The following is an 18,274-nucleotide window of genomic DNA, read 5'->3' on the forward strand; positions in this document are numbered from 1 at the left end:
TAGTTCAAATATCCTTTATTATGGTTTTGATGAGAAACATAAATACCTGAACTGTATTTTTTTAATGATGAATTGTTATTTTTCCGATTTTATGTTAATGCCATTGGCATCCATATTTACTTTTACTTTTTTTGATTCGGCTTTAATGCCGTTTTCATCAATTTTTAGGTTATTGTTGCCGCTTTTAATTTCAATACCGTTTTCGTTAATGTTTACGTTTGGCGTGTCAATATCCACTTCAAATTCATCTTCGGTACAATCATCACATAACACGCTATCCTCGGCAATTTTTAGGTAGTGATTTGCGTGTCTTGAAGCTACAATGTTATCATCGTAGGTATCGAAATTTAAAAAATCCTTGGTGTTGTTGTTAAAATTAACCACACAGCCAATGGGCAAATAAAGGGTGATGTTTAGTTCCTGATCGATAAATTTGTTTTCAGGATTTGTAGTAAAATAAGAGTCCAGTACCAGCGTTTTGTTTTTAATCTCAAATTTATAATTGATGTTTTTGGCGCGTTCCCTAGCTTTTTCATAATCCCTTCCATCGGCACTTTTTTCTATGGCAATAGTGGCAATAGAATCGGTCGTGGGCTTTACGATTATTTCAATGTCCGATGCATAAATCACCTTTTTTCCTTGGTCATTATAGGCCAATTTAAAGTTGTTGCCTCTGTAATAGTCGTCACGGTAATTGTCGTTACCAAGCATTTTTATGTTTAACGTATCGGTTTTGGTAACGTTCAGGCCTGTTTTTTCAATGTAACTTTCGTTAAAGGCATGTTCGCTAGCTTCCCTAATACCAATAACGCTTAAACCTATAATGGCAAACAGCCATAAGCCCAATAAGGTAAATTTTGCAATGCTTCCTATTGATTTTAAGTTGTTTATAAGAATTTTCAGGCCCAAATAAAACAGAAAAAAGAACGGGATGCCAAACGCTAAAAACACCAGCAACGATGCAAACCAAATGGGGGTATTGCCTGCATTGGCAACATTTAAAAATTCTATGCCCGGGATGTGCAAAACATTGGCGATACCCACAGAAAACCAACCAATAATTAAAGCAATAAGGGCAGAAGCACCAACTATAATCAATATAATGCCTATAAACTTCGCAAATACTTTAAAGAAAAACATGATAATATCCGCGATGGTATCGAAAAAGTTCTTGGAGGTCGATTTTATGGAATTGCCTTGTTTTTTAAAATCGACGTTTTTTGCGGCATTTGATACCGATTCCGAAACGTTTTTTGCAACACCCGTTACGGTCTCAGAAACCGTTTCAAACCCGTCCTTTATTTTTTTTTCAATGTTGCTAATGGTAACCGGTTCGCCCGTCATCATTATCTTTTCGGCCGTTGTTTTGGCTTCGGGCACCAAAATCCAGAGTAGGATGTACAGTAAAATGCCCGTTCCCATACCAAAAATTAATAATATCCATACCAATCGTATCCAAATGGTATCGATGCCAAAATAATGGCCCAAGCCAGAGGCTACACCACCAATGTACGAGTTCTCGGTATCTCTAAACAGTTTTTTGGATGTGGTTGTTTTTCTTTGGAAAGTGGCGTGAGGCTCTTCATCCTCAAAAATCTCGTCATCAACCAAATAATCTTCCGGTTGCCCCATGATGGAAATCACATCGTCCACTTCCTTCAGCCTAATTACCTGTTTGTCGTTTTGTACACGCTCGTTAAAAAGTTCGGCAATACGCGCCTCAATATCGGCAAGTATTTCGGTTCTGCCCTGAGAGTCTGTAAACGAACGTTTTATGGCCTCAAGATAGCGTTGCAGTTTTAAATAGGCATCTTCGTCAATATGGAAAAAAGTGCCTGCTAAATTTATGTTGACTGTTTTATTCATTTTGATGGATTTTTTTGTTTGGTTACTATATTTACAGCATTTTGCAATTCGGTCCAGGTGGTGTCAAGTTCTTTTAAAAAAAGCTTTCCCGTTTCTGTTAAACCGTAATATTTTCGTGGCGGCCCCGAGGTCGATTCTTCCCAGCGGTAATTTAAAAGGCCCACGTTTTTTAATCGTGTTAGTAGCGGGTAAATAGTACCTTCTACTACAAGCAGTTTGGCGTCTTTTAAGGTGTCTAAAATTTCTGCAACATAGGCATCCTCGTCTTTTAGTACCGATAGAATGCAGAATTCCAAAACCCCTTTGCGCATTTGTGCTTTTGTGTTTTCTATCTTCATGTTCTTAAGCGTTTTAATAATGTGAAACTGTTCATTTTTTTGATTGATTTGATGATTGTATTGATGAAATTTTTATTTTTTTTGGCGTTACCTTTATCCTGAAACAAGTTCAGGAACTGGTCGGGCTTTACGCTGCAAGTCCTCGCGCCCCCTAAAACGTCGGGGTCGCTGTGGGCTTTCCGCTTCAATCCCTAACGCAGTGGTGCCTTCCATGTAAGTTTCGTGCCGGCCATAAGTTTATTTTAAAAAATTTATAGTAAAAGGATATTTATAATAGTTTCCGTCTCTTGCCTTTAAACTGGCATTAACTATTAAAATAAGTTCAATAATAAAGGCAACAACCGCCAATACACCCAAACCGCCACCAATATATAATAATGTTGAAGGCTTGCCAATGTTGATGTGCAAATCGTGAAACCCATTAAAATCGATAAAGTCCATACCGCTAAACAATTTGAAAATGAAAAACGGTACCGTAAGCATCCCAATAATGATGCTATAGAGCAAAATGCTTATTTGGAAATTGATTATTTGCTTGCCATGGGCATCTACAAACTCCGATTTGTCCTTGTTCGCCACCCATAAAATAATGGGGCCTAAAAAATTTCCAAACGGAATGATAAACCTGCTAAAGGTTGATAGATGAATAAATGTGGCGATGTTTTTTTGGTGTGTGTCTAGCATGATTTTAAAACATATAATAGTTTCTTATGCAAATATATGTCTTAAAACAGGTATTATGTTACGCATAGTACCATAATTTAACATAAAATTAACAATTACGGATGCTGATTATTTTCTTAACTTAGTGAAAATTTTAAAAGTTTATAATGACTTTAACTCCTGCAAAACTAAATACATTCACCATTTTTAAATTGCCTTCTGCATTTCTTTGTGGTGTGCGTACCAAATATATTGACGGCACTAAATGTGTAGTAACCGTAAAACACCGATGGATAAACCAAAACCCCTTTAACTCCATGTTTTGGGCGGTTCAAGGAATGGCTGCCGAGTTTTCAACAGGCGCCTTGATGATTGCAAAAATTAAGGATTCTGGCAAACGAGTGTCTATGTTGGTAACTTCCAATACGGCCACTTTTTCAAAAAAAGCAACCGGACGCATTACGTTTACATGCAACGATGGCCATTTAATTGATAAGGCACTTAAAAAAACCAACGAAACAGGCGAGGGGCAAACCGTACAAATGAAATCAATCGGCATTAATGAAGCAGGTGTTGAGGTTTCAACCTTTGTTTTTGAATGGAGCATTAAATTTAAGGGTTAAGTTGTATGTTGTTAAGTCGTTTAGCTGTTTTACAACGCAACAACAAACACCTTAACAACTAACAAAAAATGTAACAAATGCATAAACAATACTACAAATAAACAATTCAACGATTTAACAATTCAACGATTTAACAAATCAACAAATCAACAAAAAAATAAAAAAATGACAGCACACGAAATTGATTATAGAATTTACGGCGAAGAAATGCAATATGTAGAAATTGAACTCGACCCTCAAGAAGGCGTTGTGGCAGAAGCGGGCAGTTTTATGATGATGGACGATGGCATTAAAATGGAAACTATTTTTGGCGATGGCTCGCAAAACGATTCTGGTTTACTGGGAAAGATTTTGGGTGCTGGCAAACGCATTCTAACCGGAGAAAGTTTGTTTATGACCGCGTTTTACAATACGCTTTCCGGTAAGCGCAACGTATCGTTCGCATCGCCCTATCCCGGAAAAATAATCCCTGTCGATTTAACCGAGTTTGGCGGTAAATTTATTTGTCAAAAAGACGCTTTTTTGTGTGCCGCTAAAGGGTTAAGCGTTGGCATTGAGTTTTCAAGAAAACTGGGTCGCGGACTTTTTGGCGGCGAAGGATTCATTATGCAAAAGTTGGAGGGCGATGGTATGGCGTTTGTGCATGCAGGGGGCACTATGGCTAAAAAAATATTACAACGTGGTGAAACCTTGCGTGTTGATACCGGTTGTATTGTTGGCTTTACCCAAGAAATAGATTATGACATCGAGTTTGTGGGCGGTATTAAAAATACTGTTTTTGGTGGTGAAGGTCTGTTTTTTGCCAAATTGCAAGGTCCGGGAACCGTTTATATTCAATCATTACCTTTTAGCCGATTGGCAGGTCGCGTATTGGCATCGGCACCACAAGGCGGTGGCAAGCAAAAAGGGGAAGGCAGTATTTTAGGTGGACTTGGTAATATTTTAGATGGCGATAATCGGTTTTAGATTTTGGTAAAAATGGTGCTTTTTGTTAAAAAATATTTTAATTCACCACTATTAATCAAAGTTTATAAAATTTGAAACAGAAGATGTTCCCACCTTGGGAAATACTTTTTTTATAGATTCAAAAAAAATAATTGCAGGCTAGAGCTATTACCGTTTTTAGAGGGTAATAAATTTATTGTTGTTTTGTAGTTGTGGGCATGAGTAATAGACAAACCACTTAACAGGTCATAATTCTATTGGTGGATATAGCGATACTGTACGTGATATACTTATTCAAAATGCTCCAAATATCAATAGCTATGATGATGCTTTTAATTTCTTAAATGGTCTAACAAATCATATACGGCAACTTATAGAAGCAAATCAAAATATGAATATAGGGCAAATTTCAAATTTAATTAGTTATCCGTAAATAAATGAAATACTATAAGCTAACAACAATTGGTGCTAACAGAAATGAAATTGGAATCTCTCTCCAAAGTATAAGTGGTTACTTTGGAGATATTCAAAAAGATTTTATGCCCTTTGAAGGAAAAATAGATTTTGATTTCGAATTGCCAATACCAAAATTACAAGATAAAGCAAACTTAACAACTATGTTGGACGTAGTGATGATACCATCAAAATTTCTCGTGGTACAAAATCATTTTATAGAATTTTTTTAAAAATTTAATATAGGACACTATCAAAAATGGCCAATTAAAATAGAATATAAAAAGCTTTTATTCAAGACTACAGTTTGTTTTATTTAACCGAAACAAAACAAACAGACTACATTGATTTTGCTAAAAGTGAATTTTATATCGGTTCTCTAAAAGATTATACTTTAATAGGAAAGAATATAAAAATAACCGACTATGAAAATTATCTAAGTTGTTTTGAAATTTTAAAAGAAGATAATCTATGGCTTAAACACAAAAAAATTGTATTGATCCTAAATAATTCTAAAGACGACATGTTTAGAATTATTAATACTCCAGCGGGAGGCTACTATGCTTCGGAAAGATTAAAAAATGAAATTTTGAAGAAAAGATTTTCTGGAATGGTATTTAAAGAAATTACGACTGACAGAAAAGTAGAAGTGATTTATTAATAAAATACTGCCTACAACACGGTATATAAAAAATAGCAGTTAAAGGCTAAACCAAGAGTTTGCTTCTTTTATGCTATCTTTTTCCTAAACCGAAAATTGACACGTATAAATCTGCTCCATTTTCATATTCCAACAGGTTACCTTTAATGCTGAAAAGTCCGTTCCAAAACCAATGTTTCCGGTGAATTTTTAATTTGGGAAATCTAATTTTAGCCAATCTTTACGCTGTTTCATAGACTTCCATTAGCTTCCTGAAAGCAGATTTAAAACAACTGATTTTAATATGTATTACTGACAAAAAACTGACAGAAAAAAGCACTAAAAGCCAACACCGAATTAAAAAAATTGCTACTTTAGGCTTGTGCTTAGTTTGTTGCCCTGTTTGCCTGCTTCCAATTTTCCTACTGAAAATCGTCACATTCAAAAAAAGCAACTTTTTCCTAAAAATAAACACACTAACCGAACAAACATTTTTACCACACAAAAAGGTAAAAATGCGGGTTGTTAATATATTATAAACATGAAATCATTTAAACAAATTTTAATATTTTTTATCTATTTATTACTGTTAAATGGATGCTCTTCTATCAAGGAAGAATTAATTCCAACATATAATAAAGGTGGTTATAAAATGAAAATAGTAAAGTCCAATATCAAAGCTTCCTATTTAAAAATTTCAGGTAAAGTCTCTGATGTTATGAACAACAAACCTTTAGATAATGTTTACTTATCCATAGGGTGTAACAAAATAAAAAATTCACAAAATGGAGAATATTCCATATTAATAAAAAACGATTTTAAAGATAATTATTTATTTGTTGAAGTAGTTTCTATTGGTTATAAAACAATTCAAACAAAATTTATTAATATAACTAATGAAAGTGAAATTAAAATTGATTTTTATCTTACGGAAGATGATAGGCCCTTAATTAATTGTGAAGGAATTAATTAGCAAATACAAACCATACACATTCATAATATTTTTTACGAGTTTATCCAAAAGTTTGGTTTTTTCTGCTATCTATATTTAAAACCAAAAATTGGCACGTATAAATTTGCTGCTTTTCATATACCAGAACATTGGTTGGTATTGTGTAAGTACTTAAAATCAGATAGTCTTCATTCCAAAAAAACGCCTCCCCATATTTGGTATCCTATACACGATACCAAATCTTAGATAATCAAAAATTCATAACAGATTTATTAATAATTGAAAAATATATTTTGAATTAAATTATTTTTTTATTGTTTATCAATAAATTTTTTTTATTTTTGAAACATCAATTTGTAATTTATCAATTATGGCAAAAACAAACAACTTCGTATTTTGGGGCTTATATATTATTGCTTGGCTCATTTTTATTGGCTTGTCCATTGAAGCCGGTGGTTTAGTGGTAAATTTCTTTTTTAGTCTGTTCAAACCTGAATTTGTCCAAAATCTTTATCAAAAATTAGACTTATCTGAAATGTATAAATATAGCAAAATGGCTTTTTTAGGTATCTATAGCTTTATTCTGTTAATTTCAATTTTGAAAGCTGTGCTATTTTACATAGTTATCAGGTTAATGCACAAAATGGATTTAACAAAGCCGTTCAACACTTTTGTTTCTAACCAAATTTTGCAAATTAGCTATTACACAATTTCAATCGGGCTGTTAAGTTATGTTGCCAAACAGGTGGCCAAAAGTTTAATGTATTACGGTTTTGATACCAACAACTTGAACCAATTTTGGGCAGACAGTCAAGCCTTTATTGTAATGGGTGCTGTAATTTATATTATTGCGACTATTTTCAAAAAGGGAGTGGACATTCAAAATGAAAATGATTTAACGGTATAGGCTATGGCAATCATTGTAAATTTAGATGTAATGATGGCAAAGCGGAAAATGTCCCTGAACGAACTTTCTGAAAAAGTTGGATTGACCTTATCAAATCTTTCCATTTTAAAGACGGGAAAAGCAAAGGCCATTAGATTTAGCACATTGGAGACCATTTGTAACGTATTGGAGTGCCAACCAGGTGACATTTTAGAATATGCTAGCGACGTAGAAAAACCAACGACTAGCTAACAGGCATAACGTGTCTCGTAATACAGAAAAGAGTCAAGTTTTTCACACCCATCACCACTCCCGTAATTTGTTCAAGGCTTCCTGTGCCTCCAGTTCTTTTTGTGTAATAACTTTTAAAAACGATGGGTGCTGCTCAATGGCATATTCAATGCGTGTAACAATCTCATCGGTGGTTTCGTTATCGTAATCTATAACCAGCGGTTCTTTTATTTCAATGCTTTGAAGAATGTTTTTCTTTTTAATGCGCAGGCCTTTTTTGTCGAACGAACGCCTAAAACCATCAATAACAATAGGCACTACCACGGGTTTGTAGCGTTTTATAATGTGCGCCGTTCCTTTCCTGATAGGTTTAAAGGGCGTTGTGGTACCCTGCGGAAAGGTAATTACCCAACCATCATCCAACGCTTTTCCAATATTTGAAATATCGCTCATTTTCACCTGCCGGTTTACATCTTGTCCTTCGGCGCGCCACGTTCTTTCAATACTAATAGAACCCACGTAGGCCAATATTTTTGGCAATAGGCCCGCTTTCATGGTTTCCTTGGCTGCCACGTAATAGATGTTCAATTTGGGGTTCCAAAGGTAGCCCACATTTTTTATAGAATCGGTTCGCCCACTTAAACTGGCATTAAATACATGGAACATGGCCACCACATCGGCAAAATACGTTTGGTGGTTGGAAATAAAGAGCACATTCTTATCGGGAAGGTTTTTAATAAATTCCGAACCTTCAATATGTAGCTCGTTAAAACCACGAAAACGCCTGTGCGTAAGCACGCCCAAAATTCTGATGAGCCACTTTTTTATAAATAATATATGCCCGAATGGATTTCGTTTAAACAATCCCATAAATCAATCTTCAAATTAGTTGGTAGCTACAAATGTAATAAAACAAATAACTAGATAGCTTGTTTTAACAAGTCTTTAATCTCGCTTAGCATCATGGCCGTAGCGCCCCAAACCACAAAATTGTTTAAATGGAACGCAGGCACTTCAACTTCAACACTATACGAAGTGCGCACTTTTTGTGAGATAACGTTGGTATCGTCAAAAAAATGCGTTAGGGGCACTTCAATAATGGCTTCAACTTCATGGTCCTGTTTAATGAAATGGGGTGTTTGGGTTGTAATGGCCATGAAGGGCTGCACATAAAAATTGCTGGGTGGTATGTAAACTTCACTTAATTTCCGCACTACTTCCATGGCGTTTTTAGGTACACCAATCTCTTCAAAGGTTTCCCGAAGGGCAGTAGCTTCCAACGAGGCATCTTGTTCTTCAACTTTGCCACCTGGAAACCCAATTTGTGCCGAATGAACGCCATTGTAAGTATTCCGCAATATCAAAATAAAATGCGTTTTCCAATTTTTATCGGGGTAGAACAATGCCAGAACCCCTGCTTTTTTTGCCCGTTTTATGGCTTCTTCCTGTTTTTTTAACAATTCTTGCCGAAATGGGGGCACCATTTTAAATTGAGATGCTTGGGCTGGTAGCGGTATATTCTTTATTTTTGAAATTGAAATTAAAAATTCATCGAAATCCATTAGTTATGCGCGTAATGCTTCTTTTAATTGTTTGTTGTTTGTTTCTGAATTGTGAAGATAAGAAATCCAATACTAAAAATAAGGTTGAAACGTCTAAAGTGATTGTTGATTCTGTTGTGGATACGAATAAATTGACTGATGCCGATTCGGACAGTTTAACAAGGCCGTTTCCCAGGCTAAATTCAAAAAACGTCATGGAATTTTTTCTGGAATACGACAAGAAGCATAAAGAAAACAAGGTACGCATTACTACCGATTTTGGAACCATCGATATTTTACTTTTTAACGAAACCAAGTTCCACCGTTCAAACTTTATATTTTTAACCAAGCAAAAGTATTTTAATGGTACCCAGTTTTACCGCGTTATCAATAATTTTATGGTTCAGGCCGGAAGCGGCGACGATAAGGTAACGGCCAAAAAGCGAGGTTATATTGGTAAATATTTATTGCCACCAGACACAAAACGGGGCTTTAAACACGATAGGGGCGTTGTATCAATGCCCAGTAGCGATATTGATAACCCCCATAAACTAGCGTCGCCCTACGAGTTTTTTATAGTACAACAACGTGGTGGAGCGCATTTTTTAGATGGAGACTACACTATTTTTGGAAGGGTTACCAGCGGAATGGACGTGGTTGACAAGATTGCCGCCGTTAAAACCGATGATGCCGATTGGCCTTTGCAAAACATCTATATAAGAAACGTGGAGATTTTGGAATAGTTTAATGTCCCTAATTCGTATGGATTGTTTCTTCACTTCCGTAGATTTTGCAGGGTTTCGCATACAGGACGGTACACTTTTAAATCAAAATTAAAGTTCCAAAGTTTTATTTGTCCATAATTCAAAAAGCGTAAATCAAAAACTTTCTTCAATCTTTATACAAACTGGGTAGGCTAATTTTAAATTTAACAGCAATAAGGCGTATTATAATTACCACCGATCCTGAAATTATAAACACAACATTGTTGTCGATAGGCAGTTTCCGAAGTAAAAAATAGGTAATTCCTCCCACAATGCAGGCAGTTGCATACACTTCCTTTCTAAAAATAACAGGAATTTCATTGCAAAGAATATCGCGTATCACGCCCCCAAAACAGGCCGTTATGGTGCCTAAAGATATGCAAATAATGGGGTGCAAGCCTATGGCAACCCCCTTTTCAACCCCAACAACCGTATATAAACCGATGCCTATGGTGTCAAATAAAAATAAGGAGGTTCGCAAATAATCAATGCGCTTTCTAAATACAATGGCAAAAACGGTAGCTGCTAAAATAGCGTAAACGTATATCATATTTACCATCCACGTTACGGGGGTAAAACCGATAAGGATGTCTCTAACCGTTCCGCCACCAACCGAGGTAACAAAAGCAATAATGAGCACCCCAAAAACATCCATTCGTTTTTCTAGTGCTACCAACACGCCCGAAATGGCAAAGGCAAAGGTTCCTAATATCTCTACAATTTGAAAAAACATATTTTATTGTTCATTTAAAAAACCTAATGCCTTGCTTAGGATAAGCCATTTACATGCTTTGTGTATAATAATTGTAATCTTTTAATACGGCGTTGATAAACTCAACGTCATATAAGTTGGATTCTACGTTTAAAACACCGGCTACTTTGTTCCGTAGAAGCTTCAGCGTTTTGTAATCATTGTTTTTTTTTGAAATGGTATAGGTTTCTTTAATGATGCGCACATCTTTATCGGTAAGCAACGTTACGTTATTGAAAACAGGTTGGTAATCGGTTTCCACTTCCTCTAAAATGGTACTGGTTATTTTATTGGTGTTTTTAACACTAATAACCACCGTACCCGCCGCCGCATCGCCCACACGTTGCTTTTTATCGGACAACAAAATGCTTAAAACGCCAATTGAAGCAAAGAACAGCCAAATATCAACTATGCGCAACATCCATCGAACCAATAAATTATACCATTGCGTGGGTGCGCCATCCAAACGGACTACCTTTATATTAAAAAGCATTTTTCCTACAGTTTGTCCTCCAAAAATAATGTGGCATAGCAGCGAATAAAAAAATGCAGGAAGCAAGAACAACCCCAGAAAGCCTTGTCGTGTCCAATCGTCGGTGTCGAAAATGGTCGAGATATTCACCAAGTTTTCCATAATGGTCATATAGGTCAATAAAATAAGCCCATCAATTAAAAACGCCGCAAAACGCTCGCCTACGCCAATTAGTTTGTAATCTAAATTAACATTTTGTGCTGTGTTTATTGCTAAATTGCTCATTGAAATGTATATTCGTTGCTCATTAAAAAAGTTTTATGCGCGAAGCATCTTTCGTCAAGCAAAATAAGGAAAAATGGATGGTTTTTGAAAGTGCATTACACAATAATGCTAAAATAAATCCGGATGCCTTGGCTTCATACTACATCCATCTTACAAACGACTTGGCGTATGCGCAGACTTACTATCCAGAAAGTAAAACGTTGCTGTACTTAAACGCATTAGCATCCGAAGCGCATCAAAAAATTTATATAACCAAACGCGAATCGAAAAATAAAATCGTCTCTTTTTGGAAGTATGAGTTTCCGTTGTTTTTCCGAAGCTATCATAAAACATTGCTCTATACGTTTTTAATATTCATGGTGGCCGTTTTAATTGGGGTTATTTCAACCTTGAACGACGACTCTTTTGTTCGCCTCATCTTGGGCGATGGCTATGTAAACATGACCATTGAAAACATTGAAAAAGGTGAACCCATGGCGGTTTACAAAAGCGGCAGCAATATTGGCTCGTTTTTGGGCATCACTATCAATAACATTCGGGTTGCCATTATGGCTTTTGCGTTTGGGGTGTTTTTTAGCGTGGGCACTATTTATATTTTGTTCAGCAATGGCATTATGTTGGGAGCGTTCATTACCTTTTTTTATACTTATGGTATTTTAGAAAAAACAACTACCGTGTGGTTGCATGGTACCATTGAAATTTCGGTGATCGTTATTGCAGGATGTGCCGGTTTGGTTATGGGAAACAGCTTTTTGTTCCCAAAAACCTATTCGCGGCGCGTTGCATTTACAAAAGGTGCCAAAGACGGGCTTAAAATTGTGGTGAGCACCATCCCGTTTTTTATTATTGCCGGTTTTATTGAAGGGTTTATTACCCGTTATGGCGAACAAATGCCTTCATTCCTGACTTATGGTATCATTGCGTGCTCGCTATTTTTAATCGTATTTTATTATATTATTTACCCCATTCATTTGAATAAATTATACCAACCCGAACTTAAAAACACCCATAACAGTGGATAACAACTATATAGAACTACGCAACCGAAATTCGTTTGGCGACCTTATAAATACTTATTTCCTGTTTTTGAAATTCAACTTTAAAAACTACACGAGCCTGTATTTGCGATACAATACGGTAAGCATCATTTTACTTATCGTGTCGTCGTATTTATTGGTAACCGGTTTTATGGGGTTGGCCAGTAGGGATTTTAGGTTTGGTATGAATAACGATGGCGACGATACCCTGTATTTAATTATAGGTGCCATTGTTTTGGTGCTTATACTGTTTATTACAGCGCTTATAAATTACAGTTTTTCTAGTGCCTATATGAGTGAATATGTTCGTGCAAACGGTCAAGTTGCATCAAAAAATATTTGGCAGCAAATAATACAAAAACTTGGTGCCATAATTCTATTCATACTTTTGGGGATTGGTATTTATATAGGGTATTTAATTATGTCCATAATATTAGCCTTCATCCCGTTATTGGGTATGATGGTGCAATACGGGATGAGCTTTCTGTTCACTTCCTTTTTTGGCTTGTCGTTTATGGCCATTTTTGCCGCTAACAAAAGTGTTGGCGATGCACTTATGGAGGGTTGGTCGTTTACATTTTCTAACTTTGGAAAGGTGATTTTATTCGGGTTGGTAATAGGAATTTTAAACTTGATGCTAATAGGGCTTATCTTGTCCGTTCCCGGGTTTATTATTGGTATTTACGTTTATTTTTCATTGGAAAGCAATATCGATTTGGCAACAAGTGTGTTCGCCAATGTGGTTTTTACCTTGGGATTTGCCATGTTTTTGTTGGCGTTTATCTATTCGCAAGCATTAACGCAAGTCGCTTATTGTGTACTGTATTACAATATTTACGAAGATAAGTACAATGTGTTTTTAAGAAATAAAATCGATCAAATTGGGGTTAATGATTAATACTAGGCTTCAAGAAACGTTCTGTGCTTTCGGTTTGTTTCTGGGCCATGGCTACTGCTTTTCACAGGATCATGTTCAAAAAGATACATCAAACATACAGGTAACCTATTTTAAGGATGCCATTGGTGAACGTTACAAAGGTGCCGATTTCAATTATAACATAAACGATACGGGGGGCATCAACTTGTTACAACGCATCTTACAGAAATTTTTTGGATGGCTTAGCGATGTTTTTGGTTTCGACATCGATTTCATCAATTTTCAAACCCTGGAATATATCGTTTATGGCTTTTTAGGCATCGCCACCCTGTATTTGCTTATCAAGTTTTTAATGCATGCGCCCATAAATTCAGTATTCAAAACCGAGGTAAAGGATATCGATGGGTTTCAATATGTAGAGGCGCATTTAAACCAAGTTAATTTCGATACCTTAATTTCCGATGCGTTAAATAATAAAAATTACCGTTTGGCAACCCGTTATCTGTACTTGAAATCGCTAAAGCTGCTCACCAATAAAAATATTATCGAGTGGCATTACGATAAAACCAATAGCGATTATATTAATGAAATTAAGGATGAAAACACCAAATTGGTTTTCAAGCGCATTTCTTACATTTACGATTATGTTTGGTATGGTGAATTTCCCATTGATGAAGCCGATTTCAATAAAAACACCGTCCATTTCGAAACCATAAATACGCTTCCGCATGGATAAACGATCTAAAATAGCACTTTATGCCATAGGTGCGGTTATCGTATTGATGATGATTGCCGAAATTTCCAAGCCCAAAGCAATAAACTGGCGCGATTCTTATGCGGCTTCCGATAAAATTCCGTTGGGGGGTTACGTGCTTTTTAACGAACTAAAAACGTTTTCAAAAATGCCCGTTTCAGTTTCAACCAAAACAGCATTTGAAGCTTTAAAGGATTATAGAAACCGTTCTAAAACCGTTACCCTTTATATCAATAACGTATTATCGTTTAATAAACAGGATACTGATGCGCTGCTCCATTACGTTGAAAACGGCAATACGGTGTTTATGAGCGCCAACTATATGTACGGTGTTTTAATGGATACCTTAAACATAAGGACGGGAACGGACATGAACGGCCTTTTTAAAAAACCTGCCCATAATTATTTTACAAGCCCGGGCTTGAAAACCAACGCCCGCACGTTTAACGATGTGATTGAAACCAGTTTTTTCACCAAAATAGATACCCTAAACGCCATTGCTTTAGGAATGGTTAAGGTGAAAAAAGAAAAATTGGTGGTACATGATACCATTCCCGATACCAATATTAATTTTATTAAAGTGCCTTTTGGAAACAAACAAGGTGCGTTTTATGTGCATACCAATCCGTTTGCTTTTAGTAATTATCACATATTAAATGGCAACGATGCGTATGCGGCAACCGTACTTTCTTTTCTGCCCAAACACCCTATTATTTGGGATGCCTATTATAAAAGCGGCAGAAAGGTGGTTAGCAGTCCGTTGCGTTTTGTGCTTCAAAACCAAGCTTTAAAATGGGCGTTTTATACCGTATTGGTTGCACTTGCATTGTTTGTTATTTTTAAGGGAAAACGCACCCAACGCATCATTCCGGTAGTGGGGCCCTTAAAAAATGCCACGTTGGATTTTACAAAAACCATTGCCGACCTGTACTATCAACATGGCGATTTTACCAACATCATCCACCATAAAATCAACTATTTTTTTGAACAGATACGCTCTAAATATTATTTGGATACCAATGAATTGGGCGAAACCTTCATTTCTAAATTGGCCGTTAAATCATCAAACAAAAAGGAAGATACCAAGGCGTTAATAGATTATATGGTATATTTAAAATCGAAAACAGCGCATACTGAAACCGATTTAATACAACTTAACAAACTTATAGAAACATTCACGAAAAATAATATCTAATGGAAGAACAACCAATTGAAAACCAAGCTGTTAATTTTGAGAGCCGACTCAATTTAAAACCACTTCAAGACCACGTGGAAGCTATAAAAAAAGAGATAGGCAAAATTATTGTCGGCCAAAATGATATGATCGAACTGCTTATTATGTCGCTGCTTTCAAACGGGCACGCATTAATTGAAGGGGTTCCGGGAGTTGCAAAAACCATTACCGCAAAACTGTTGGCAAAAACACTGGATGTCGATTTTAGTAGAATTCAATTCACGCCCGATTTGATGCCAAGCGATATTTTGGGGACCTCTGTTTTTAACGTAAAGACCAATGAGTTTGAATATAAAAAAGGGCCCATTTTTTCAAATATCATCTTAATTGATGAAATAAACCGTGCGCCAGCAAAAACCCAAGCCGCTTTGTTTGAAGTTATGGCCGAACGCCAAATTACCATGGATGGTACTAAATACATCATGGACGCGCCATTTTTGGTATTTGCAACACAAAACCCCATCGAGCAAGAGGGCACTTACCGTTTGCCCGAAGCACAATTGGACCGTTTTCTGTTTAAAATTGATGTGGATTACCCAACGCTTGAAAACGAGATTCAAATTTTGCTCGACAACCACCAACGGCAGGATGCCATGGATTTTGATGCGGTTATTCCGGTGTTGAACGCCCAACAAATTGCGGGTTATCAAAATTTAATAAAGCAAATTATTGTCGAAAACCACCTCATTACCTACATCGCTTCCATTGTTAATAACACGCGTACCAATGCCAATCTGTATTTGGGTGCATCACCCAGGGCTTCAATAGCGATATTGAACGCTGCCAAATCGCACGCTGCCATTAACGGACGCGATTTTGTAACCCCCGATGATATAAAACGCTGCACCAAAGCCATTTTAAAACACCGCTTGGTGCTCACCCCCGAACGTGAAATGGAAGGTTTTACCGTTGAAAAAGTAATCGACCAGATTTTAGAAACGATTGAAATTCCTAGGTAATTAAAAAATATTAGCCACAAATACACGAATTATAAATTGAAAATCAATCGTGAATAAGTGGCAAACAAAACATGAAACGTTTTTTTAAACATATTTATTTAACGGGGCGCTTTTTTACAAGCGTAAGCATTCTTGTGCTTTTATTTATTGTCGCCTATATGTTTCCGGGGTTGTTGGTAATGGTGCAAATGCTGTTTTTTGTTTTTCTGGGTTTGGTCATGCTCGATTTTTTGCTATTATTTAAGCAAAAAGGCATTAGGGCATCCAGAGTTTTGCCAGAAAAATTAAGCAATGGCGATGATAATCCTATTGAAATATCCCTTCAAAACAACTATAATTTTACAAGCCACCTTCAAATTATCGACGAGTTGCCGTTTCAATACCAAAAGCGCGATTTTGGGATAAACACAGAACTGAAAAGACAAGCCTCAAAAAAAATAACCTACACCTTGCGCCCTCTGCAGCGCGGGGAATACCATTTTGGAAATTTAAACCTCTATGTTAAAAGCCCAATAAGTCTTGTTTCTAGGCGTTTTCAATTTGGAAAGGATGCCATGGTGCCTAATTATCCGTCGTTTTTGCAATTAAAAAAGTACATGCTTTTGGCTTTTTCAAACAAAATTTTTGAATATGGTCTTAAAAAAATACGTCGCATTGGGTATACCATGGAGTTTGAGCAAATAAAACACTATGTGCAAGGCGATGATTTACGGAATATTAACTGGAAAGCCACCGCCAAAAGCAACCAATTAATGGTGAACCAATACCAAGACGAACGTTCGCAACCTGTTTACAGCGTGATTGATAAGGGCAGGGTTATGAAAATGCCTTTTGAAGGGTTGAGCCTGTTGGATTATGCCATTAATGCATCGTTGGTAATTAGTAATGTGGCCCTAAAAAAACAGGATAAGGCGGGTATTTTTTCGTTTTCCAGAAAAGTTGAAAATAGGGTAGTGGCAGAACGCCGACCTTCGCAAATGAATATCATTTTGGAAACACTCTATAATTTGGACACCGACTTTGTGGAATCGGATTTTTCGCGTTTGTACGTTGATGTAAAACGTCATTTAAACCAACGTAGTTTGCTGTTATTGTACACCAATTTTGAAACCTTGGATGCTTTACACCGGCAATTGCCTTACTTAAAGGCCATCGCAAAAAACCATTTATTGGTGGTTATCTTTTTTGAAAACACCGAATTGCAAAAACTCACCAACAAAATGGCAAAAAACACCTATGCAATTTTCGAGAAAACCATAGCGGAAAAGTTTATTTACGAAAAAAAGTTAATTGTAAACGAACTACAAAAACACGGTATCCAAAGTATTTTAACGCCCCCCGAACATTTAACCATTAACACCATAAATAAATATTTGGAGATTAAGGCCCGCGGATTGTTGTAATAAAAAAAAAGACCCTCAAAAATGAAGGTCTTTCTCGCTATTAATCAATCCAGCTTATTAAACGGTTTCGCTCAACCAAGCTTTCATCATCCAAACTGTTTTTTCTTGTTCGGTAATAAAATCACTCATCATCGAATTGGTGCCTTCATCATTCGCATCGCCCGCTTTTTCTAAAATAGAACGTTCAATTTTCAATAGTTCAGCTAATGAATCTACAATCAATGCTACCGCTTTTTCATCTTGCGAAATGTTTTTACCAACAGGAACTTGCGCCGTTTCGGTGTAATCCTTAAAGGTATGCAGCGGTGTTTCACCCAATGTTAGCACGCGTTCGGCTATTAAATCTACTTTCATGTTGGCATCGGTGTATAACTCTTCAAACTTCACATGTAAGTCGAAAAATCGTTTGCCCTTTATATTCCAATGAATCCCGCGAAGGTTTTGGTAATAAATTTGAAAATTTGCTAAAAGATTATTCAAATCCTTAGCGATCTCTTTTGCTTTTACGGTGTTTAAACCAATACTGTTAACTGCCATAATATATATTTTTTCTTACTACAAATATACGCTATAATAAGGCATTATTTCCATAATTTTTAT

At 36.2% G+C, this 18,274-nt stretch carries 22 protein-coding genes; 14 read left to right on the forward strand and 8 right to left on the reverse strand.

Features of this window, described 5'->3' with window-relative positions; genetic code table 11:
* Positions 1-75: 75 nt before the first annotated feature.
* The 3 genes from GQO80_RS08085 to GQO80_RS08095 all read right to left on the reverse strand — a co-directional run bounded on the left by GQO80_RS08085 (position 76) and on the right by GQO80_RS08095 (position 2,888).
* Entirely contained in the window at positions 76-1,866 is a 1,791-nt protein-coding gene (locus GQO80_RS08085; protein ID WP_157207841.1) for a PspC domain-containing protein, read from the reverse strand.
* Positions 1,863-2,204, reverse strand: coding sequence for a PadR family transcriptional regulator (locus GQO80_RS08090; RefSeq protein ID WP_157207842.1), 342 nt, complete (start codon positions 2,202-2,204; stop codon positions 1,863-1,865). The genes GQO80_RS08085 and GQO80_RS08090 overlap by 4 nt, the downstream gene beginning before the upstream one ends.
* 237 nt (positions 2,205-2,441) lie before the next feature.
* The gene (locus tag GQO80_RS08095; protein ID WP_157207843.1) at positions 2,442-2,888 is read right to left on the reverse strand and encodes a DUF4870 domain-containing protein; all 447 of its coding nucleotides are present in this window, start codon (positions 2,886-2,888) and stop codon (positions 2,442-2,444) included.
* A 146-nt stretch (positions 2,889-3,034) separates the two neighbouring features.
* On the opposite strand from GQO80_RS08095, the gene GQO80_RS08100 reads away from it, so the two are divergent.
* The 7 genes from GQO80_RS08100 (at position 3,035) to GQO80_RS08130 (ending at position 7,618) form a co-directional block, all read left to right on the forward strand.
* The gene (locus GQO80_RS08100; protein WP_157207844.1) at positions 3,035-3,490 is read left to right on the forward strand and encodes a DUF4442 domain-containing protein; all 456 of its coding nucleotides are present in this window, start codon (positions 3,035-3,037) and stop codon (positions 3,488-3,490) included.
* A gap of 165 nt (positions 3,491-3,655) precedes the next feature.
* Positions 3,656-4,456, forward strand: coding sequence for a TIGR00266 family protein (locus GQO80_RS08105; RefSeq protein ID WP_157207845.1), 801 nt, complete (start codon positions 3,656-3,658; stop codon positions 4,454-4,456).
* A gap of 416 nt (positions 4,457-4,872) precedes the next feature.
* Positions 4,873-5,121 carry a hypothetical protein gene (locus GQO80_RS08110; RefSeq protein ID WP_157207846.1) on the forward strand — a complete coding sequence of 83 codons (249 nt, stop codon included), beginning with the start codon at positions 4,873-4,875 and terminating at the stop codon, positions 5,119-5,121.
* Positions 5,122-5,195: 74 nt separating this feature from the next.
* Positions 5,196-5,549: a hypothetical protein gene (locus GQO80_RS08115; protein ID WP_157207847.1), complete on the forward strand. Its 354-nt coding sequence runs from the start codon at positions 5,196-5,198 to the stop codon at positions 5,547-5,549.
* 520 nt (positions 5,550-6,069) lie between these two features.
* Entirely contained in the window at positions 6,070-6,501 is a 432-nt protein-coding gene (locus GQO80_RS08120) for a peptidase associated/transthyretin-like domain-containing protein (RefSeq protein ID WP_157207848.1), read from the forward strand.
* Between the two features lie 349 nt (positions 6,502-6,850).
* Complete coding sequence (locus tag GQO80_RS08125; RefSeq protein WP_157207849.1) at positions 6,851-7,387, forward strand: DUF2975 domain-containing protein; 537 nt, start codon at positions 6,851-6,853, stop codon at positions 7,385-7,387.
* 3 nt (positions 7,388-7,390) lie between these two features.
* On the forward strand, positions 7,391-7,618 hold the full coding sequence (locus GQO80_RS08130) for a helix-turn-helix domain-containing protein (RefSeq protein WP_157207850.1): 228 nt from the start codon (positions 7,391-7,393) through the stop codon (positions 7,616-7,618).
* Positions 7,619-7,669: 51 nt separating this feature from the next.
* Here GQO80_RS08130 and GQO80_RS08135 read toward each other — a convergent pair whose 3' ends face one another.
* Both GQO80_RS08135 and GQO80_RS08140 read right to left on the reverse strand, forming a co-directional pair.
* Entirely contained in the window at positions 7,670-8,467 is a 798-nt protein-coding gene (locus GQO80_RS08135) for a lysophospholipid acyltransferase family protein (RefSeq protein ID WP_157207851.1), read from the reverse strand.
* 50 nt (positions 8,468-8,517) lie between these two features.
* Entirely contained in the window at positions 8,518-9,159 is a 642-nt protein-coding gene (locus tag GQO80_RS08140; protein WP_157207852.1) for an NUDIX hydrolase, read from the reverse strand.
* Positions 9,160-9,197: 38 nt separating this feature from the next.
* Between GQO80_RS08140 and GQO80_RS08145 the strand changes: the two genes are divergently transcribed.
* Positions 9,198-9,881: a peptidylprolyl isomerase gene (locus tag GQO80_RS08145; protein WP_317163230.1), complete on the forward strand. Its 684-nt coding sequence runs from the start codon at positions 9,198-9,200 to the stop codon at positions 9,879-9,881.
* 148 nt (positions 9,882-10,029) lie between these two features.
* Here the strand turns inward: GQO80_RS08145 and GQO80_RS08150 are convergent, their stop codons facing one another.
* Positions 10,030-10,635 carry a trimeric intracellular cation channel family protein gene (locus tag GQO80_RS08150; protein WP_157207854.1) on the reverse strand — a complete coding sequence of 202 codons (606 nt, stop codon included), beginning with the start codon at positions 10,633-10,635 and terminating at the stop codon, positions 10,030-10,032.
* Positions 10,636-10,684: 49 nt separating this feature from the next.
* Positions 10,685-11,410 carry an RDD family protein gene (locus tag GQO80_RS08155; protein ID WP_157207855.1) on the reverse strand — a complete coding sequence of 242 codons (726 nt, stop codon included), beginning with the start codon at positions 11,408-11,410 and terminating at the stop codon, positions 10,685-10,687.
* Between the two features lie 35 nt (positions 11,411-11,445).
* On the opposite strand from GQO80_RS08155, the gene GQO80_RS08160 reads away from it, so the two are divergent.
* The 6 genes from GQO80_RS08160 to GQO80_RS08185 all read left to right on the forward strand — a co-directional run bounded on the left by GQO80_RS08160 (position 11,446) and on the right by GQO80_RS08185 (position 17,674).
* Positions 11,446-12,432: a stage II sporulation protein M gene (locus GQO80_RS08160; RefSeq protein WP_157207856.1), complete on the forward strand. Its 987-nt coding sequence runs from the start codon at positions 11,446-11,448 to the stop codon at positions 12,430-12,432.
* Positions 12,425-13,345, forward strand: a complete 921-nt coding sequence (locus GQO80_RS08165; RefSeq protein WP_157207857.1) for a hypothetical protein — start codon at positions 12,425-12,427, stop codon at positions 13,343-13,345. The genes GQO80_RS08160 and GQO80_RS08165 overlap by 8 nt, the downstream gene beginning before the upstream one ends.
* Positions 13,338-14,060 carry a hypothetical protein gene (locus tag GQO80_RS08170; protein WP_157207858.1) on the forward strand — a complete coding sequence of 241 codons (723 nt, stop codon included), beginning with the start codon at positions 13,338-13,340 and terminating at the stop codon, positions 14,058-14,060. Before GQO80_RS08165 ends, GQO80_RS08170 begins: the two co-directional genes overlap by 8 nt.
* Complete coding sequence (locus GQO80_RS08175) at positions 14,053-15,273, forward strand: DUF4350 domain-containing protein (protein ID WP_157207859.1); 1,221 nt, start codon at positions 14,053-14,055, stop codon at positions 15,271-15,273. The genes GQO80_RS08170 and GQO80_RS08175 overlap by 8 nt, the downstream gene beginning before the upstream one ends.
* A complete protein-coding gene (locus GQO80_RS08180) occupies positions 15,273-16,271 on the forward strand; it encodes an AAA family ATPase (RefSeq protein WP_157207860.1) in 999 nt (332 codons plus the stop codon). The genes GQO80_RS08175 and GQO80_RS08180 overlap by 1 nt, the downstream gene beginning before the upstream one ends.
* Positions 16,272-16,342: 71 nt before the next feature.
* Entirely contained in the window at positions 16,343-17,674 is a 1,332-nt protein-coding gene (locus GQO80_RS08185; RefSeq protein ID WP_157207861.1) for a DUF58 domain-containing protein, read from the forward strand.
* A gap of 57 nt (positions 17,675-17,731) precedes the next feature.
* On the opposite strand, the gene GQO80_RS08190 is transcribed toward GQO80_RS08185, so the two are convergent.
* On the reverse strand, positions 17,732-18,211 hold the full coding sequence (locus tag GQO80_RS08190) for a Dps family protein (protein ID WP_157207862.1): 480 nt from the start codon (positions 18,209-18,211) through the stop codon (positions 17,732-17,734).
* Positions 18,212-18,274 lie beyond the last annotated feature (63 nt).

It is taken from the genome of Mariniflexile maritimum, from assembly GCF_009746565.1.
Lineage (GTDB): Bacteria > Bacteroidota > Bacteroidia > Flavobacteriales > Flavobacteriaceae > Mariniflexile > Mariniflexile maritimum.

Excerpts from the sequence above, each read along its gene's own strand:
- GQO80_RS08170 (WP_157207858.1), top strand. The coding sequence starts at position 13,338 with ATGATTAATACTAGGCTTCAAGAAACGTTCTGTGCTTTCGGTTTGTTT.
- GQO80_RS08100 (WP_157207844.1), top strand. The coding sequence starts at position 3,035 with ATGACTTTAACTCCTGCAAAACTAAATACATTCACCATTTTTAAATTG.
- GQO80_RS08090 (WP_157207842.1), bottom strand. The coding sequence starts at position 2,204 with ATGAAGATAGAAAACACAAAAGCACAAATGCGCAAAGGGGTTTTGGAA.
- GQO80_RS08180 (WP_157207860.1), top strand. The coding sequence starts at position 15,273 with ATGGAAGAACAACCAATTGAAAACCAAGCTGTTAATTTTGAGAGCCGA.
- GQO80_RS08185 (WP_157207861.1), top strand. The coding sequence starts at position 16,343 with ATGAAACGTTTTTTTAAACATATTTATTTAACGGGGCGCTTTTTTACA.
- GQO80_RS08160 (WP_157207856.1), top strand. The coding sequence starts at position 11,446 with ATGCGCGAAGCATCTTTCGTCAAGCAAAATAAGGAAAAATGGATGGTT.
- GQO80_RS08175 (WP_157207859.1), top strand. The coding sequence starts at position 14,053 with ATGGATAAACGATCTAAAATAGCACTTTATGCCATAGGTGCGGTTATC.
- GQO80_RS08120 (WP_157207848.1), top strand. The coding sequence starts at position 6,070 with ATGAAATCATTTAAACAAATTTTAATATTTTTTATCTATTTATTACTG.
- GQO80_RS08125 (WP_157207849.1), top strand. The coding sequence starts at position 6,851 with ATGGCAAAAACAAACAACTTCGTATTTTGGGGCTTATATATTATTGCT.
- GQO80_RS08085 (WP_157207841.1), bottom strand. The coding sequence starts at position 1,866 with ATGAATAAAACAGTCAACATAAATTTAGCAGGCACTTTTTTCCATATT.
- GQO80_RS08130 (WP_157207850.1), top strand. The coding sequence starts at position 7,391 with ATGGCAATCATTGTAAATTTAGATGTAATGATGGCAAAGCGGAAAATG.
- GQO80_RS08105 (WP_157207845.1), top strand. The coding sequence starts at position 3,656 with ATGACAGCACACGAAATTGATTATAGAATTTACGGCGAAGAAATGCAA.
- GQO80_RS08135 (WP_157207851.1), bottom strand. The coding sequence starts at position 8,467 with ATGGGATTGTTTAAACGAAATCCATTCGGGCATATATTATTTATAAAA.
- GQO80_RS08140 (WP_157207852.1), bottom strand. The coding sequence starts at position 9,159 with ATGGATTTCGATGAATTTTTAATTTCAATTTCAAAAATAAAGAATATA.
- GQO80_RS08110 (WP_157207846.1), top strand. The coding sequence starts at position 4,873 with ATGAAATACTATAAGCTAACAACAATTGGTGCTAACAGAAATGAAATT.
- GQO80_RS08095 (WP_157207843.1), bottom strand. The coding sequence starts at position 2,888 with ATGCTAGACACACACCAAAAAAACATCGCCACATTTATTCATCTATCA.
- GQO80_RS08155 (WP_157207855.1), bottom strand. The coding sequence starts at position 11,410 with ATGAGCAATTTAGCAATAAACACAGCACAAAATGTTAATTTAGATTAC.
- GQO80_RS08190 (WP_157207862.1), bottom strand. The coding sequence starts at position 18,211 with ATGGCAGTTAACAGTATTGGTTTAAACACCGTAAAAGCAAAAGAGATC.
- GQO80_RS08150 (WP_157207854.1), bottom strand. The coding sequence starts at position 10,635 with ATGTTTTTTCAAATTGTAGAGATATTAGGAACCTTTGCCTTTGCCATT.